We start from the raw sequence: 16,705 nt of genomic DNA, 5'->3' as shown, positions 1-16,705 counted from the left end.
TTTTTAGGATTATTATTGATCAGAAATCCCACGCAGAAACTCACTTATTTCAATAGGCTCTTGACCGATTCTTAATGAATGACGAACGTAATTTGCCGCTTTTACTATATTTTCTAAATTGTACTTTTTGAATTGAATCGAATGTAAATAAGCAACAAAAAACTCCGTTTTTAAGTTTCCTATTCCTCTCCCCATTCCTGCAAGCGTGACATCAATAAAGCGTACTCCAGCACTTATAGCTGCTAACGCATTGGCTTGTGCTAAACCAAGGTTATCATGGGCATGGAATCCAAAAGATGTTTGATAAGTATTCCTATATCTATCATAAAGCGCTTTAACTTGTGGTGGCAATAGACTGCCATTGGAATCAGCAAAGTAAATAATATCTGGTTCATAATCGCTGAGTTGTTTCATCACTTCGTCCAGATCGTTTTCTTTATAACAAGAAGTCTGGGCAAAATTAATCGCAACCTTCATATGTGCATTTCGAGCCATTTTTATTTTAGGCAAAGCGGATTCAAGTTCACCTTTAGGAACGCAGATTCTTAATAAATCAACATCACATTCCTTTAATTCGATTAAATCTTCTTGAGTTACATTATTGGGATAAATCATCACTGCTATTTTAGCTTGTTTAATTAATGACCTACAAAAAGATAAATATTCTTTTGCGCACCAGCCTGCCCTACCTACGTCAGCGGGTATTAAAGAGCCATTACGATAGCCAACTTCTATGTATTCAATGCCTGAGTTATCAAGAGGTTGAAGGATTTCTTCTAATTCAATGTCTGTAAAATTAAAATTAGTTCTATGTCCCCCATCTCTTAAGGAGGTATCTAAAAGTATTATAGGCTCGCTCATATCATTCCATAGATTAAAAACATTATTCTTTAATAATTATAGCTAAAATAATAAAAGGTATAGAAATGCTTTTTATGTGGTTAAATGAATGTTAGACCAATGGATACTAAGACATGCAGTCGGTGAACAGGAATTGTCAACACACCTTAATCAAAGAAAAATATGAACGGGCTATTGTTGGTATTCTTTTGCGCCGGCAATAATTAATTTATACACTCGTTCACTAATAATACCTTGTTCGAATTTTGCTTTCGCATCCCAAGTCATGAGCTGGCCTTTTTGACGAACTAGTTTACGCGTGGCGGATGTAACTTCGTTAGGATCGCCTTCAAGTAAAATATCCCGAACTTCTTCGTCAAAAACTAAATACTCTCTTAAAGCAACGCGTTTTTCATCGACAGTAGGTACTAATTTTTGCCAAATACACAGTCTAATTGTTTCTAAGATATCAATCGTTCTACCAAGACGCTCTTCACCAGAAAATGAGGTTACAAGTCGACGCATGGTTTCGGCAACTCCTGAAGTATGTAACGTTGTATATACTGGATGCCCGGTGAGTGCTGCTTCTAAAGCGGCACTGATTGTTTCAGCATCGCGACACTCTCCTACCATGATTAAGCGAGGCTTTCTTCGTAAGGCATTTCTTACTCCATCAGCAAAACTTGGTAAGTGTCGAGGAATTTCTGATTGACTGACTACTGCGGATGTTGTTTCGATTTCATCATAGACGAACTCAATAGGTGATTCATAGGTTAAAACTTTGCGGTGGGAGTCTTCAGATTCGATTAATTGCCGAATAATTGATGCCAATAAAGTTGATTTACCTGATCCTGTTGCTCCAGTAATAAATACAATTCCTTCTTGAGGAGCAATTGCCTCAAGAATATTATCTGGCAGATTCATTGTTGCTAATCGGGGAGGAGTTGTGGGAATAGTTCTTAAGGTAATTTGAATCGCATCATGTCCTTCTACCAGACAGGCTGTTGCATTGACCCGATAACGGTACCTAACACCTCGATTAGGACGAAATTCATAGTGTGTATCGATATCCTTACCGGAAAGAAGTTGAGTAGTGGCATTAGGCCCATAAATGGCATTAATTAAATCGCCAAGCTCTGTATTTGATAAACGGCGATTAGTGATTCGGTATAGTTTACCATACACCTCTGCATAAATGGGTTCACCTGTTTGAATAGTGATGTCTGAAGCATTTAAACTCTCAGTATGCTCCAACATCCTATCCATGAATAAGGGAGTAAAGCGAGTTGGCTCATCGGGCATTAAATGAATATTGTTACTCATACGTTTTCATTGATGAAGGTTATTGTTGTCGTTTACTGGGGCAATAACAGGTTGCCACGATTTATCTGTTATTATAATTTTAGAACGATTTGCCAATTTTTCCATATTTTTGAAGTGCTCTAGAGCATTTTCATCTTTAGAAACAGCTGCTCGCCACTGCTCGCTATTCACATTAAGAGCGGGTAATGCAGTTATTCTTAATACTCTATCATCAATATGAATTTCTGATGCATCGCCTGTAACACCTAAGTCAGTATGAGAAACATAGGGAGGAGAGACCATATTCATTGCTAATAATTTTCTATATAAGATCATGCCGCCAAAATCTTCTTTGATTCGGGCTATATTTTCTTCAAGGATAGTATTGGCCTGATCAACCCCTTGTCTCCATCCCTTAGCAGCATAAATACACCATATTTTCTTTTCGACTTTTGTTTTAGGGAGCAGAGTATAGTTAGGATATTCTGGTTTTACATAGTCCAACCATAAATATTGGCGCCAAGTTGGAGGAGTGGTTACAAAATGTGCCTGCTTTGCCACTTTGTAAGTACGATCGGAAATACGAATGGTCTGAGTATCAGCAAGATTAAGTGTATTTCTTCCTTCCAATAATACTGGAGGTAAAATGTTATGTTCCAGTATTAGAGAATTAAAATCATAAATGGCATCAAGTCTTCTTGATTGTCGAATTAGGTGCTCATCAATAACTTTCGCTCTCCAAGCTAGGCCTCCTTGCGCCCCAAGGCTTAAAGCTGTTTCTTTGATGGCCATTTGACGAAATTTACCTTTGAGCTTCTTATTTCTCTGGTTTTTGTTGACATTTGCCATGGCTTGTATACCAGCCAATGAGCCAGTATCACCCATGTATTTTGAAGAGGTGCATGCCAGCAATAATGCAGATAATATAACTGTTATACTACGAATAAATTTTGCCATAGCGTAATTCAACAACCTGACTGTTAGGGTAAACGTGGATATCTGCTTTTTTACCTGCTTGGTAATCAATATCACGCAAAATTTCAGCTAAACTTTGATCTTTTATATTTATACTAATTAAAACAGGAATCGAAGGAGCTTTTCCTAAGACTCGAAATCTGTAATGAGCCGACTTGGCAATACGAGCAGTAAGCTCTTCTATAGGACCTGACCAATCTACACTTGCTCTTGCTTGTAGGTTATATGCGTTAGGTATGGTTAGAGTATTGTCTTTATGAGGAGGTATGATTATCTTTTCAACACGTGCCATTTCGTGCATGGAATCACTTACTGACACTGCAGCTTCTGCAAGTTTAATTGTAGCATCATCACTAGGATTATTAACAGGTGGCTTTTTAAAAAGTACACCAGTCTTACAGCCAGCAAGTAGGACTGAGGCAATAAACAGCATGAGAAGCTTATTGTTCATTCAATTCTTTAAATGTTTGGAAATCTTCGTTTGATTGAAACAGGAGCCAGCCTCCTTGTCAAGCCTATCGATAGTGAATTATTGAATTTAAATAGAAACTGTTTTAAAACTCGCTATGTAAACGGCTTGAGGAAGTGGATGGGCGATTAGGATATTGTTATTGCATTGATCCATTTTGAGATTTAATTCAGGGTACAAAATCTATAATTTTTCAAACAATCCATAAGTTACTTGCCCTGCTTTTTTTATTTTAACTTGTCGCCAGTGATGTTCATCGAGATGAATTGTACCCGCAGACTCTAAATAAACAAGACCACCCACTTTAATGATCTGACTTTGAGTGATCTCTGCAAGGCACTGGGGTAGATAATTCTTCGCAAAAGGAGGGTCAAGAAAAATAAGGTCGAATTCTTCTTGACTTTGTTTCAGGTAGCATAAGGCATCTGTTTTTAAGAGTTTGAGCTTGGAATTATTAAATGCATTGATGATTTTTTGTAGATTTGCACATACCTTGGGTGATTGTTCCAGAAAAACAACGCGTGCTGCTCCTCTTGAAAATGCTTCTAAGCCTAGGGCTCCGCTGCCCGCAAAAGCATCCAGGCAGCGCGCTTCTCTAATATCATGCATCAACCAGTTAAATAAAGTCTCGCGTACTCTATCAGGTGTAGGGCGTAATCCTTCTTCATTTGGAACGTGTAGTTTTTTACCTCGATACAACCCGCCTATAATGCGCACACTCTGTTTCATGATTGCCCTACGGTAATGAGTAATAATTTTTTAGGATTAATTTGCTTTTTAAATGCTTCTTTTACTTGCTCACTGGTTACTGAGTTAATACGAGCGGTGTAATTATCCAGAAAATCATCAGGTAAATGATAAAAAGCCATGCGCAATAAAATGTTTGCAATGTTGTGATTGCCTGATAAAGAAAGTGGAAAACTTCCTGTGAGGTATTGTTTTGCGGCGTTCATTTCTTCATTACTAGGTCCATCATTGATGTAGTCGTTTAAAACCTTTTGAATAATGGCCAAGGAATTTTTAGTTTGTTGATTTTTAGTAGAGGAACTGATGAGAAAAGGTCCTTCTCCTGGCATAGGTACAAATTGACTGTCAATACCGTATGTTAAGCCACGTTTTTCTCTGATTTCAATAGCGAGCCGAGAAACTAAAAGACCCCCACCTAAAATATAATTTCCTACTATAAGAGGAAAATAATTCGGATTATGATGATCAATACCGACTTGACCAAGTCTGATTATCGTTTGTGACGATGGAAATGGGATATTGATTGTTTCAGCCTGAGTCAATTGTTGCGCCTTGGGGATTGCTGGGGCAGGTTGTCCTTTTGGAAGCTCTTGAGTCAATTGATCAGCTAGTTGATGAGCAGTTTCACTTGTAATCGCACCAACCATGACTAAAACGGCATTACTACCTACATAATAGCGCTTATAGAATTCAATAACCTGGCTTTTATTGATTGCTTTAACAGTCTCAGCTGTGCCATTAATAGAATGGGCATAAGGATGGTGTTGATATAATGCTTTGAAAAAATTAAGGTTAGCTACTTCTTCCGGTGATTCTTGGCGTTGTTCAATAGCCAGCAATAGTTGTTTTTTTTCTCTGAGGAAGGCTTCATCAGGAAAATCCGGATGGTTAATAATCTGAGTAAAGGTCTTACTGGCTTGCATGAGCTGATTTTTGCTGACCAGGGTTTTGAGATGGAGAACCGCCATATCCCTATTTACCTCAACATGGTATTGAGCTCCTGTATCTGCCAAGGTTTCAGCAATGGTAGTTGCTTCTTGACCTGAGTTACCTTGATTCATCATTTGGCTCGTCAATGCAGCTAAACCATATTGAGAGCCGTCATTCGCTGATCCTGCCGCAAATGCTAAGCTGATATCCAACATAGGCACTTCCTTAGCCTGATAGAAAATCACTTGAACTCCATTTTGAGTGTTCCACTTCTCTGTCTTAAATATATTCGCTGTCGTTGTTTGTGACAAGCCAATCATTAATGCCATAATGCATGCGCTAAAAATTCTCATGATGTTACCTTCTGTTTTAGAGGCTCTAACAGTGCAATTGTTCTATTTTTTTCTTGAAAATAATGTTGTGCCGTTTGCTGAATTTGTTCTGGGGTAACTGCTTCGATTGCTTTGGTATATTCCCCTGCCTTTTGCCAACCTAGACCAATTGTTTCTAAAAGACCCAGTTCTGAAGCTTGTCCATAAATTGAATCCTGTTCAAAAGTTTTTTGAGCAATAATTTGATTTTTTATTCGTTGTAATTCTTTGTCGCTCACTAGATTTTTTTTCAAATCATCCAATTCCGTAAGAAATGCTTTTTGCAAATCGCTTACTTTATGGTTTTGGCTTGGGGTGCCATAAAGAATGAATTGAGTTTGATATCGTGTATAGGGATTATAGTAAGTATCTGCACCGGCAGCTATATGATTACCACGAATTAAGTTTTTAGCAAAGCGAGAGCCTTCGCCTGCATCCAATATTCCAGCAATGAGTTCCAATGCATAGGGTTCATAGGCCTTTTGAGTGGTACGCACACTTGGAACTGAATAGCCGAGCATGAGCAAAGGTAATTTTGCTGATGCGTGCACATGGACACTTTTTTTACCTAACATAGGAGGTTCTTTTTGTGATTTTCGTTCAGGAAGCGTTTTTTGTGGCAAAGTCCCAAAATAGCGTTCAGCCAAAACACGGACTTGTTCTGGATTCACATCTCCCACTACAACTAAAGTAGCATTATTAGGGGCATAGTATTTTTTGTACCATTCTTTTACATCTTCTACATTCATTTGTTTCAGATCACTCATCCAGCCTATAACAGGATGATGATAGGGAGCACTGAAATGAGCCGTTGCAAGAAAACGCTCAAAGGCTAACGCTTGCGGATTGTCATCAGTACGCATGCGTCGCTCTTCTTGGATTACTTTAATTTCTTTAGTAAATTCATTTGTATCAAGGATTAAATGATTCATACGATCCGCTTCTAACTCAAAGCTAGTTGCTAGTTTGGATGCATCTATTTTTTCAAAAAAAGCAGTATAATCATTGTTTGTAAAGGCGTTTGCCTGACCGCCAATTGCTGCAATTGTTTTGGAGAAGACACCTAAAGGGAATTTTTCTGTTCCTTTGAACATCATGTGTTCTATGGCATGAGAAACACCCGTAATTCCCCCGGGTTCATCAGCAGAACCTACTTTGTACCAAATCATTGATACGGCAATAGGAGCCCTATGATCTTCTTTGACCAATATTTTTAATCCATTATTCAAGATAAACTCTTGAACTTGGCTAAAGGTCTGGCAAGATAGTACCATAAGTAGCGTAAAGAGTATTTTGCGCACAACTTAACCTCAAAGTAAAAAAGATGATAGAATTTCACATTTTTTAGGATTTGTACACTATATGATTAAATGGTTCAAACGAAGTCACACTCCTACTTCTTCAAAAGCCGATGATTCCCAGCATAAAGAAGAGGTACTACCTCAAGTACCTACGAAGGATGAGGAACACGATCAAGATCCTGTAAAAGAAGGATTTTTTGCTCGTTTTAGGAAAGGTTTAAGTAAAACACGTCATCAGTTAGGTGATGGTATTGGCCGTTTATTGTTAGGAAAAAAAGAAATCAGCCAAGATTTGCTGGATGAGTTAGAAACTCTTTTAATCCGTGCTGATTTGGGTATAGAAACCACCCAAGTAGTATTAAAGCAATTGACAGAAAGTTTAGCACGCAAACAGTTATCCGACGGAGATGCGGTTTATGAGGCACTTAAATCTCATTTACAAACGATTTTAAATCAAAAAAATCAATCTCTAACGCTAGAGACTCAAGATCACTCTCCTTTTGTTATTTTAATGGTTGGCGTGAATGGGGCAGGTAAAACCACTACAATAGGAAAATTAGCGAAGCAATTTCAGCAGCAGGGTAAAAAAGTGATGTTAGCTGCTGGAGATACCTTTAGGGCCGCCGCGGTAGAACAATTACTTGTTTGGGGGGAGCGAAATGATATTTCTGTTGTTGCCCAGCATACAGGTGCTGACAGTGCTTCTGTTATTTTTGATGCATTACAAGCAGCAAAAGCTCGAAAAATGGATGTATTAATCGCAGATACGGCAGGACGTTTACATACACAAAGCAACTTAATGGAAGAGCTGAAAAAGGTAAAAAGAGTATTACAAAAACTTTGTCCCGATGCTCCTCATGAAACTATGTTGATATTAGATGCTACTATAGGGCAAAATGCATTAGTTCAAGCAAGGCAATTTCATGAAGCGATTGGATTAACGGGAATTACCATGACCAAATTGGACGGAACAGCTAAAGGCGGAATTTTGTTTGCTATTGCTAATGAACTAGGAATACCCTTTCGTTATATAGGGATTGGTGAGGGAATAGAGGATCTTCAACCCTTTAATGCGGCGCAATTTGTTGGTGCATTATTTAATGATCACATTTGACCAAGTCAGTAAACGTTACCCAGGTGGATTTGAAGCTTTAAGCCATATTAATTTTTCCATGCAAAAAGGTGAGATGGTTTTTCTCACTGGGCATTCAGGAGCAGGAAAAAGTACTTTACTTAAATTAATTGCTCTACTGGAAAGACCTACTTCCGGTCAATTAACGATGAATGGATTGCGTTTGAATCATTTAAAGAAACGCGATGTGGCGGTGCATCGCAGCCAATTGGGAATCACCTTTCAATCACCGTATTTACTTAATGATCGAACCGTTTTTGATAATGTAGCGTTGCCTTTGCAAATTCAAGGCATGGCCTCCCTTATGATAGCCAAAAGAGTACATGCAGCATTAGATATGGTAGGTCTACTCAGTAAGGAAAAAATGTTGCCTATTCATTTATCAGGAGGGGAACAACAACGAGTGGGTATTGCTCGTGCTGTAGTTCATAAGCCGACATTGTTATTAGCTGATGAACCTACTGGAAATCTTGATCCTAAACTTTCAGCAGAAATTATGTTGATTTTTGAACAATTTCATCAAGTAGGAGTGAGTATTTTAATTGCTACTCATGATTTGGCATTAATTGCGGGAATGAAACACCGAATTGTAATGCTTAAAGGAGGCCGGATGTGTTAAAGCGAGCACGAACAATTCTTGCTTATCATCTGCAAGCGGCAATACAAAGCTTAAATTTATTGTGTCGTAAACCTGTAGCAACGTTGATGACTTCTATTGTGATTGCTATTACCTTAGCTTTGCCAGCTCTTTTTTGGATTTTTTCTGATAATTTAGCTAACCTAACAGCAAATTGGCAACGTGGTGGTCATATCTCTCTTTATTTAAAACCTAGTTTGTCTGAATCAGAGCAACAAAATATAGTGCAGGAAGTACGTAAAACCGAAGGAGTAGCACAAGTTGTTTTAAAATCTTCCAAAGAGGGACTGTCTGAATTAACACGACAAGAAGGAATGAACGATATTATGCGTTATCTTCCTGAAAACCCATTACCTGCAGTGATTGATGTTGTACCCGATTTGCTTGTTAATTCACCCGCTAAATTGGACTTATTAGCACGACAATTGCAAACAATCACTCAAGTTGAGAATGTAAAAGTCGATATGGAGTGGATAAACCGCTTGCATGCTCTTTTGGGTTTTGCTGCCAAGTTTGCTGATTCATTACTGGCCTTATTGGCAATGGCAGTAATTGTGATTGTTGGTACCACCTTACGTTTGGCGATTCATAGTCGGCAAGAAGAAATTCAAGTGTTAAAACTAATCGGAGCTCAAGATCCTTTTATCCTTAGGCCTTTTTTATATTCAGGAATCTGGTATGGGGCAATCGGAGCTACTATAGCAATCTTTTTGGTTAATATTTTTATTTTTAGTTTAGGAGCTGCTCTTAATCAATTGGCAGCTGTTTATCAAATGCACTATCCGCTAGAAGGATTGTCAATGCGACAGGTCTTGCTACTTATTTTGTTTGCGATTATACTAGGATGGACGGGAGCACGATTGTCTGTAAAGCGACAATTAGCTTCTATAGAGCCTCAAATATGAGTTCTTATATAACCTTGTTTTACAGAGAAATTTTAGAGGAAGAAGCATGAGTCACTATTTGCAACTTGCCGGAATAAATTTACCTGTGGGCAGTATTGATGCGTATATTCACAGGGTAAACCAAATTCCTATGCTGTCATTAGAGGAAGAGATTGCTTGTGCTGAGCGTTTTCATTCTGAAGGTGATCTCGAGGCCGCAAGACGTTTAGTTCTTGCTCATTTACGTTATGTTGTTCGCGTAGCTCGTGGTTATTTAGGGTATGGTTTACCTCTGAATGACTTAATTCAGGAAGGTAACGTTGGTCTGATGAAAGCAGTAAAGCGTTTCGATCCTAAGATGGGTGTACGCCTTGTTTCTTTTGCAGTGCACTGGATTAAAGCAGAAATCCATGAGTTTGTTTTACGCAATTGGCGTATTGTTAAAGTTGCTACAACTAAAGCTCAGCGTAAGTTATTTTTTAATCTTCGCCAAATGAAAAACCGCCTGGGGTGGATGAGTCATGAAGAAGTGGCTGCTGTAGCCAATGACTTAGGCGTGAGTCGTGAAGACGTACTTGTTATGGAGCAACGCTTGAATGCGATGGACACACCTTACGATGCTCCAGATGCAGATGATCATGATGATTTTTATACAGCCCCCGAACGTTATTTATTTAATACAAATGATGATCCTTCTGTATTGTTAGAAAAAAATAGCGCTGGAGATCAAGGGCGCGAAAAGTTGATGTTTGCTCTAGAACAGTTAGATGAGCGTAGTCAGGATATTTTGCAACAACGTTGGTTGTCAGAAGAAAAGTTAACCCTACATGATTTAGCTAAAAAATATGGTGTCTCTGCTGAGCGCGTTCGACAATTAGAAAAGAATGCTATGAAAAAGCTTAAACAGTATATGGAAAGTTAGATTCATAAGGCAATGATTTATCTTGCTTGGTATAATGAAGAAAACCCGGGTTAGATTTTAATTTTTATTTTCTAAAAAATCACAAACTAATTGTTCCACTCGTTCATCAACTAATACACTGATATGGTTGGCTTCTGGAAGTAAGCATAACTTTGCATCAGGATATTTCTCACAGAACTCGATGGATTCTTTAGTACTGATTGTTTTATCAAGTTCTCCATGGATGCACAAAAAAGAAATATGAGGTGCTTGTGAAATAAAATGGTTTAATCGTATCAGTTTCAGATCAAATTGTGCTTGTTGGCGCATAACTTGTCGTAATTGGAGATATCCATGTCCGCTAAGCCTGAACTTTTTTGCGATACGGTTTATAGGACTTCGCATTTGAGTTGGTGATGCAATTAAAATAGCACGTTCCGGTTTATACTTTAATTGCCAGTCGGGAAGTTGGCCTGACACATTTAAGGTGTTTAGTAACATGGATCCACCAAATGAATGTCCAATAACTGCGTAGAATGGCCCATATTGATTAATGGTATCTCTCAAAATGGCAATGGCATCTGTCCACGGCAACTGTAACCCTTTAGCTTCTCCATGAGCAGGAAAATCGAGGGCATATACTTCGTATCCTAGTTGATGTAAGGGATGGATTAGACGAGCCATGTAAGCCGCACGTGATATCCATCCATGGGCAATCAGTACTTTTTTATTGTTTGAATCTTTTTGAGGAGCGAAGCGATGCAATACATGGTGGCGAGGAAACTCTTGATGAATCACTTCGGTACGTATGCTCTCCATAAATTCACAAGCGAGTTTGGCAAAATCTCTGTATGGTTTTTCCAAAGGAAGAAAGATAGGAGTAATAAAAGCCTGATAACACAATTGAGCATGTAATAAATCTCGTACATGGGTAAATGATGAAGTTATCATGATTAATTCCCCCGTTAGATTTTATTTTAAGTGTAGTCGAAAAATGGGAGCTACTTATAATACTATTAACATGACGTTAGATTTAACCTAGAAAAAGCAGTTGGCCCCTACTGTGCGTGCTAAAAGCACTGAACCTGCTGGATTTTTCTAGGTTTATTCATTTTGTATTAATTTAGGGAGCTTAATATGCATCTTTCAAATCATATATATCGCGATGGAGAACAGGAACTTCTGGGTTTTTTAGCATATGATCGATCTATTGCTGGGACTCGACCTGTAGTATTAGTAGTTCACGATTGGTCTGGTCGTAACGAATTTGCCTGCGATAAAGCAAAAATGCTTGCAGAAATGGGCTATATTGGTTTTGCCGTAGATATGTATGGCCAAGGGAAACTTGGTTCTACTGTAGAGGAAAAACAAGCATTAATGACTCCATTAATGTCAGAACAATCTTTATTACGTCAACGGATAAAGGCTGGATTAGCAGCTGTTTGTTCTATTCCTAAAGTAGATAGTCAACAAGTGGCCATTATAGGTTTTTGTTTTGGTGGTTTATGCGCTCTTGAATTGGCTCGCTCTGGAGCTGATCTTAAAGGTGTAGTGAGTTTTCATGGTTTATTACACAAACCAGGAACTCTTAAATCAGAGTCTATTAAAGCTAAGATTTTAGCGTTACATGGTTATGATGATCCTATGGTTCAGCCAGAGCAAGTACACGCATTTTGCAAAGAGATGACTGATGCCGGTGTGGACTGGCAAATGCATATGTACGGACATGTTCAGCATGCATTTACTAATCCAAATGCACATGATACTCAACTTGGGACTATTTATAATGAGGTTGCTGCACGACGTTCTTGGCAAGCCATGAGCAATTTTTTGCAAGAAATTTTTGCCAAATAAAATTCTAAATAAAAACAGTTCGATATAAAAAACACTTTGTTTTTCATGTCGATCAACAAGTTCCGAATATCATTAAAAAATTATGGTAAATGGGGTCGATTGAATTATAATCCGCAAAAATAATTTTGCTTCTGTGTGCTTTTCCTTAAGTCTTAATATTATTGATGCGAATTATAAGTACTGGAATACAGTTTTGTCTGCTTCGTTATCCCGTAATGTGCAGAATTTATACATAATCCAGTACTAAATAAAAACAGTTCGATATAAAAAGCACGTTATTTTTTATATCGAACTAACAGTAAGCAATAAATCAATTATGGAAAATACGCAATGAGTAGGAGCCAACCAATTTGAGTTTTTCACCCGATTATAACACGATGCACGTGCATCATTTTTTTGAATGTTCGGTAGATCATTATTCAAGCAATATTGCTTTAATTTGCGATAATGCATTTATTTCCTATCAAGAATTAGAAAGTCGTGCGAATCAATTAGCGCATTATCTTTCTGAGAAAAAAATAACCAAGGGTAAGGTAGTGGGGATCCTATTAGAGCGATCTGTAGAATGCTATATTGCCATTTTAGCTCTTTTAAAAACAGGAGCAGTGTATGTTCCTATTGAAGTGGATTATCCAGATGAACGGATTAACTATATTTTCTCTGATCTGGCGTTTGATGCTGTTTTAACAACTTCGTTGCAATTGGCAAACAAAAATCTGGTATGGCCCGTTATTTATGCTCTTGATACGCTTAGTGAGGAGCTTTCGAAACAACCTACAATACGGCTTAAGCCCGATTACGAACGAAGTGCCGATGATTTATGTTACATCATTTACACTTCAGGCTCTACTGGAAAACCCAAAGGGGTGGAAATTACGCAGCGTAGTATTTGTCATTACGTTCGAGTTGCTAGTGAACTTTATAATATGGACAGTAATGACCGAGTGTATCAAGGTTTTTCTTTAGCTTTTGATGCCTCTTTAGAAGAGTTTTGGATGGCCTTTGCCAATGGAGCCACTCTTATTGCATGTACTGCAAAAGAAGTACGTTCTGGGTTGGGTTTAATTTCTTTCTTACAACAATATAAGATCAGCGTTTTTTCAACGGTACCTACTTTATTATCTACATTAGAAGGACAACTACCCAATTTACGATTATTAATTTTAGGTGGGGAAACTTGTCCCTCCAGTTTAGTCAAACGTTGGAGCAGAGATGGACTGCGGATTGTCAATACCTATGGTCCTACTGAAGCAACCATTATCGCTACTTATGCTGAATGTCATCCTGAAAAAGAAATTACCATAGGACGACCCTTGCCTGGTTATGAAGTACTCATTGTGGATGAGCAATTACGAGAAGTAGAAGCAGGGAGTGAGGGTGAGCTATGTATTGCTGGTGTTGCTTTGGCTCGTGGTTATGTGAATCGACCTGAGAGTACTGCAGAAAAATTTGTGTTAAATCCAAAAAATAAAAATCAACGCTTGTACCGTACGGGTGATTTGGTTTCAAGGACAACTCATGGTGAACTACGTTTTGCGGGGCGTGTGGATGATCAAGTCAAGTTACGCGGATTTCGTATTGAGTTAAATGAAATTGAAGCCATCATCATGAAGTATGCGGGAATTAAACAAGCAGTAGTTTCTTTGCAAACATTGGAACAGCCCACTTTAGTTGCTTATTTAATCCTTGATAAAAGTTTTCTATTTGATGCTAATAAGCTTAAGGCTTTTTTAAGATCTTGTCTTCCCGATTATATGATCCCATCAATAATCGACGTTTTAGAAACTTTTCCTGTTTTGGCCAGTGGCAAAGTAAATAGGAAAGAGTTGCCAAAACCGGTACCACAGAAAACCGAAAAATTAAAAAATGCACCTACGTCTGTACTTGGCAAAGAAATCGCACGTGTATGGGAAGAGGCATTAAATTGTTCAACTGTTTCAATGGATGACGATTTTTTCTATGATTTAGGCGGACATTCACTCTATGCAGCTAACGTAATTTCCAATTTGCGCAAAATCGCTGCTTTAAAAAATATATCAATTCTGGATTTATATAAGAATCCTACAATTCGACAGTTAGAACAGAAGTTTAGTGATGCACGCATTTATTCAAACTCCAATAAAGAACAGATAGTTGAAGAAAAATACAGGGCGCCTGCATGGAAATACTATTTGTGTGGTTTAGGACAGATATTGGGTTGTTTATTGCAATATGGCTTAGGAACTTTGCACTTATTAGCAGTGATTTTATGCTATAGCTGGGTAAGTTCTAAATATTCAATTCTCTCAAAAGAGTCTGAGCTTATATTTTTCGCTTTATTTTTAGCAATGCCGTTCATTTCTTTATTTATAACAATAGGATTGAAATGGCTATTATTAGGACAAGTAAAACCAGGAAAATACCCCTTATGGGGGTGGTTTTATTTCCGTTGGTGGTTAGTACGACGACTGCAACATAATTTGTTTTTACCTAAATTTTTAGTTGGCTCTTCGTTGATTAATATCTATTATCGATTATTAGGCGCTAAAATTGGAAAAAATTGTTATATAGGGTCTATGTATGTTGCTACTCCTGATTTATTCAGTGTTGGGAAGAATACTTCTATAGGTACTGACAGTAAATTAAATGGCTATATAGTCGAAGATGGTTGGTTAAAAATAGGGACTATAACTATAGGTGATCATTGTTACATAGGTCCTCGTTCGGTAATTGGGATTAATACAACAATTGAAAATGATGCCGTTCTGGATGAAATGTCCATGCTGCCTGCCCAGAGTGTGATTCCGAAAAAGGCTTATTTTTCAGGTTCTCCTGCAGTAACTGGAACTCTTCCTGTCGATCATATTACCCGACGAAAAGAGAACATTGCAGCGCCAACTAAGGTGAAAAATGTCCTTTTTGGTATTCTTCATTATTTAGGCATAGTCTTTGCTGTTATGATGTATTATTTGTGCCTTATTCCGTCAATATCATTAATTAGCTATTATTACGATCAAGGAAATTATTTTACCACAATGTTTTTTGCCATCCCCTTAGGAAGCATCTTATTTCTAAGCTCCTATTATCTCTGTACCTTAATTTGTAAAAAAATTATTTTGCACCAGGTGAAACCTGGCTATTATCCTTTGCAGAGTTTTTATTATCTCCGTCATTGGACTTTTATGAAAATCTTTGATGTAAATGAAATACACATTTTGGCGGATTCTTTATATCTTCCTGCATTTTTGCGTTTGCTTGGAGCAAAATTAGGCAAGAACGTAGAAATGGGCGAAGCACCCCATCTTCTTCCTGATCTTCTTACTATTAAAGACGGCGGCTTTACTGCCAGTTCGGTTGCCTTAGCTTGGCCTAATGTCTACAATGGGTTTATTTCTTTTGCACCAGTGTCTATCGGGCATGAGGCATTTGTGGGTAATGTAAGCTTGTTGCCTGGTGGTCAATCTATTGGTGACGGCGCACTGTTAGGATGTCTTTCCGTGACTCCTCCCGGTGATCAAGCAAAAGAACCTCATTCTTCTTGGTTAGGTTCCCCTGCTGTTTTTCTGCCCCGGCGGGAATTAGTGGGTGGATTTTCTGATAAAGAACGATTTAATCCTCCTCGTAAACTGTATTTCCGGCGTTTGTTTATTGAATTTATTAGAATTATTTTACCCTCAGTATTTTCACTAATCACTTTATTTAATTTGTTGTATCTTATTGATTACATGCTTATTGAGCACTCATGGTGGGTGACGGCTCTTGTATTGCCTCCAGCGGAATTGTTTTTGACTGCTAGCCTGATTGGTGTATTAATTGCCTTAAAGTGGATAATGTTGGGTAAATTGAAGCCACTAACCAAGCCTTTGTGGGATCCTTTTATTTGGAAAAATGATGTGATTGAATATTCGTACAGCTACTTTATTAATCCACATTTTACTGAAAAAGTGTTAGGAACTCCTTTCGCACTTTGTGTAGAACGTTGTTTTGGAACTAAAGCAGGCAAACGAATTTTTGTAGGTACGGAAGGATTTGCAGAGTTTGATTTAATTACTATTGGTGATGATGTATGTATTAATGATGGAGCAAGAATACAAACCCATCTCTACGAAGACCGAGTATTTAAAGTTTCTTATTTAACAATTAGCTCGGGGTGTAATGTGGGTGTCGATTCCATTGTTCTTTATAATACATTGATGGAAGAAAACTCTACTTTAGGAAGTCTTTCTTTATTAATGAAAGGTGAGCGTTTACCTGAAAGTACTCATTGGGCCGGTATTCCTGCGCAATCAACAGCATGCAGTTTCCCATATCAACAAATTATGAAGCTGCCTGTTATCGAAGAAGATGCAGAAGAACAAGCATGCGCATGAAAACAAGCTTGAC

At 37.9% G+C, this 16,705-nt stretch carries 14 protein-coding genes; 6 read left to right on the top strand and 8 right to left on the bottom strand.

Going from position 1 to position 16,705, the window contains the following annotated elements; genetic code table 11:
• Window positions 1-12 precede the first annotated feature (12 nt).
• The 7 genes from Lgra_RS03405 to Lgra_RS03375 form a co-directional block, all read right to left on the bottom strand.
• Window positions 13-861 (bottom strand): beta/alpha barrel domain-containing protein, encoded by an 849-nt coding sequence (locus Lgra_RS03405; protein WP_058497882.1) that lies wholly within the window; start codon window positions 859-861, stop codon window positions 13-15.
• A 171-nt stretch (window positions 862-1,032) separates the two neighbouring features.
• Window positions 1,033-2,163, bottom strand: a complete 1,131-nt coding sequence (gene dotB, locus Lgra_RS03400; protein ID WP_058497881.1) for a Dot/Icm type IV secretion system ATPase DotB — start codon at window positions 2,161-2,163, stop codon at window positions 1,033-1,035.
• 6 nt (window positions 2,164-2,169) lie between these two features.
• On the bottom strand, window positions 2,170-3,099 hold the full coding sequence (locus tag Lgra_RS03395) for a type IV secretion system DotC family protein (RefSeq protein ID WP_058497880.1): 930 nt from the start codon (window positions 3,097-3,099) through the stop codon (window positions 2,170-2,172).
• Window positions 3,080-3,568: a type IVB secretion system lipoprotein DotD gene (dotD, locus tag Lgra_RS03390; protein WP_058497879.1), complete on the bottom strand. Its 489-nt coding sequence runs from the start codon at window positions 3,566-3,568 to the stop codon at window positions 3,080-3,082. Before dotD ends, Lgra_RS03395 begins: the two co-directional genes overlap by 20 nt.
• A 201-nt stretch (window positions 3,569-3,769) precedes the next feature.
• Complete coding sequence (rsmD, locus tag Lgra_RS03385; protein ID WP_058497878.1) at window positions 3,770-4,315, bottom strand: 16S rRNA (guanine(966)-N(2))-methyltransferase RsmD; 546 nt, start codon at window positions 4,313-4,315, stop codon at window positions 3,770-3,772.
• The gene (locus Lgra_RS03380) at window positions 4,312-5,616 is read right to left on the bottom strand and encodes a M16 family metallopeptidase (RefSeq protein ID WP_058497877.1); all 1,305 of its coding nucleotides are present in this window, start codon (window positions 5,614-5,616) and stop codon (window positions 4,312-4,314) included. Before Lgra_RS03380 ends, rsmD begins: the two co-directional genes overlap by 4 nt.
• Window positions 5,613-6,908 carry a M16 family metallopeptidase gene (locus tag Lgra_RS03375; RefSeq protein ID WP_420795196.1) on the bottom strand — a complete coding sequence of 432 codons (1,296 nt, stop codon included), beginning with the start codon at window positions 6,906-6,908 and terminating at the stop codon, window positions 5,613-5,615. The genes Lgra_RS03380 and Lgra_RS03375 overlap by 4 nt, the downstream gene beginning before the upstream one ends.
• An 88-nt stretch (window positions 6,909-6,996) precedes the next feature.
• Here Lgra_RS03375 and ftsY point away from each other — a divergent pair, with 88 nt between their 5' ends.
• From ftsY to rpoH, 4 genes are read left to right on the top strand one after another with little or no spacing between them, the layout of a single operon-like run.
• Window positions 6,997-8,049, top strand: a complete 1,053-nt coding sequence (gene ftsY, locus Lgra_RS03370; protein WP_058497875.1) for a signal recognition particle-docking protein FtsY — start codon at window positions 6,997-6,999, stop codon at window positions 8,047-8,049.
• Window positions 8,036-8,686 carry a cell division ATP-binding protein FtsE gene (gene ftsE / locus Lgra_RS03365; protein WP_058497874.1) on the top strand — a complete coding sequence of 217 codons (651 nt, stop codon included), beginning with the start codon at window positions 8,036-8,038 and terminating at the stop codon, window positions 8,684-8,686. Before ftsY ends, ftsE begins: the two co-directional genes overlap by 14 nt.
• The gene (gene ftsX, locus Lgra_RS03360; RefSeq protein WP_058497873.1) at window positions 8,680-9,609 is read left to right on the top strand and encodes a permease-like cell division protein FtsX; all 930 of its coding nucleotides are present in this window, start codon (window positions 8,680-8,682) and stop codon (window positions 9,607-9,609) included. The genes ftsE and ftsX overlap by 7 nt, the downstream gene beginning before the upstream one ends.
• Before the next feature lie 46 nt (window positions 9,610-9,655).
• Entirely contained in the window at window positions 9,656-10,510 is an 855-nt protein-coding gene (rpoH, locus tag Lgra_RS03355) for an RNA polymerase sigma factor RpoH (protein WP_058497872.1), read from the top strand.
• Window positions 10,511-10,567: 57 nt separating this feature from the next.
• Here the strand turns inward: rpoH and Lgra_RS03350 are convergent, their stop codons facing one another.
• On the bottom strand, window positions 10,568-11,440 hold the full coding sequence (locus tag Lgra_RS03350; protein ID WP_058497871.1) for an alpha/beta hydrolase: 873 nt from the start codon (window positions 11,438-11,440) through the stop codon (window positions 10,568-10,570).
• A 186-nt stretch (window positions 11,441-11,626) separates the two neighbouring features.
• Between Lgra_RS03350 and Lgra_RS03345 the strand changes: the two genes are divergently transcribed.
• Together Lgra_RS03345 and Lgra_RS03340 are read left to right on the top strand one after the other, a co-directional pair.
• Window positions 11,627-12,343: a dienelactone hydrolase family protein gene (locus tag Lgra_RS03345; protein WP_058497870.1), complete on the top strand. Its 717-nt coding sequence runs from the start codon at window positions 11,627-11,629 to the stop codon at window positions 12,341-12,343.
• Window positions 12,344-12,693: 350 nt separating this feature from the next.
• Window positions 12,694-16,692, top strand: coding sequence for a Pls/PosA family non-ribosomal peptide synthetase (locus tag Lgra_RS03340; protein WP_238584336.1), 3,999 nt, complete (start codon window positions 12,694-12,696; stop codon window positions 16,690-16,692).
• Window positions 16,693-16,705 lie beyond the last annotated feature (13 nt).

The organism is Legionella gratiana (assembly GCF_001467695.1).
In the GTDB taxonomy this organism is placed as follows: domain Bacteria; phylum Pseudomonadota; class Gammaproteobacteria; order Legionellales; family Legionellaceae; genus Legionella; species Legionella gratiana.
Note: the sequence above shows the minus strand (reverse complement) of the source record. Positions and strands in the feature narration are given on the sequence as shown.

Excerpts from the sequence above, each read along its gene's own strand:
- dotD (WP_058497879.1), bottom strand. The coding sequence starts at position 3,568 with ATGAACAATAAGCTTCTCATGCTGTTTATTGCCTCAGTCCTACTTGCT.
- Lgra_RS03395 (WP_058497880.1), bottom strand. The coding sequence starts at position 3,099 with ATGGCAAAATTTATTCGTAGTATAACAGTTATATTATCTGCATTATTG.
- Lgra_RS03380 (WP_058497877.1), bottom strand. The coding sequence starts at position 5,616 with ATGAGAATTTTTAGCGCATGCATTATGGCATTAATGATTGGCTTGTCA.
- Lgra_RS03345 (WP_058497870.1), top strand. The coding sequence starts at position 11,627 with ATGCATCTTTCAAATCATATATATCGCGATGGAGAACAGGAACTTCTG.
- Lgra_RS03350 (WP_058497871.1), bottom strand. The coding sequence starts at position 11,440 with ATGATAACTTCATCATTTACCCATGTACGAGATTTATTACATGCTCAA.
- dotB (WP_058497881.1), bottom strand. The coding sequence starts at position 2,163 with ATGAGTAACAATATTCATTTAATGCCCGATGAGCCAACTCGCTTTACT.
- Lgra_RS03405 (WP_058497882.1), bottom strand. The coding sequence starts at position 861 with ATGAGCGAGCCTATAATACTTTTAGATACCTCCTTAAGAGATGGGGGA.
- rsmD (WP_058497878.1), bottom strand. The coding sequence starts at position 4,315 with ATGAAACAGAGTGTGCGCATTATAGGCGGGTTGTATCGAGGTAAAAAA.
- Lgra_RS03375 (WP_420795196.1), bottom strand. The coding sequence starts at position 6,908 with ATGGTACTATCTTGCCAGACCTTTAGCCAAGTTCAAGAGTTTATCTTG.
- ftsE (WP_058497874.1), top strand. The coding sequence starts at position 8,036 with ATGATCACATTTGACCAAGTCAGTAAACGTTACCCAGGTGGATTTGAA.
- ftsY (WP_058497875.1), top strand. The coding sequence starts at position 6,997 with ATGATTAAATGGTTCAAACGAAGTCACACTCCTACTTCTTCAAAAGCC.
- rpoH (WP_058497872.1), top strand. The coding sequence starts at position 9,656 with ATGAGTCACTATTTGCAACTTGCCGGAATAAATTTACCTGTGGGCAGT.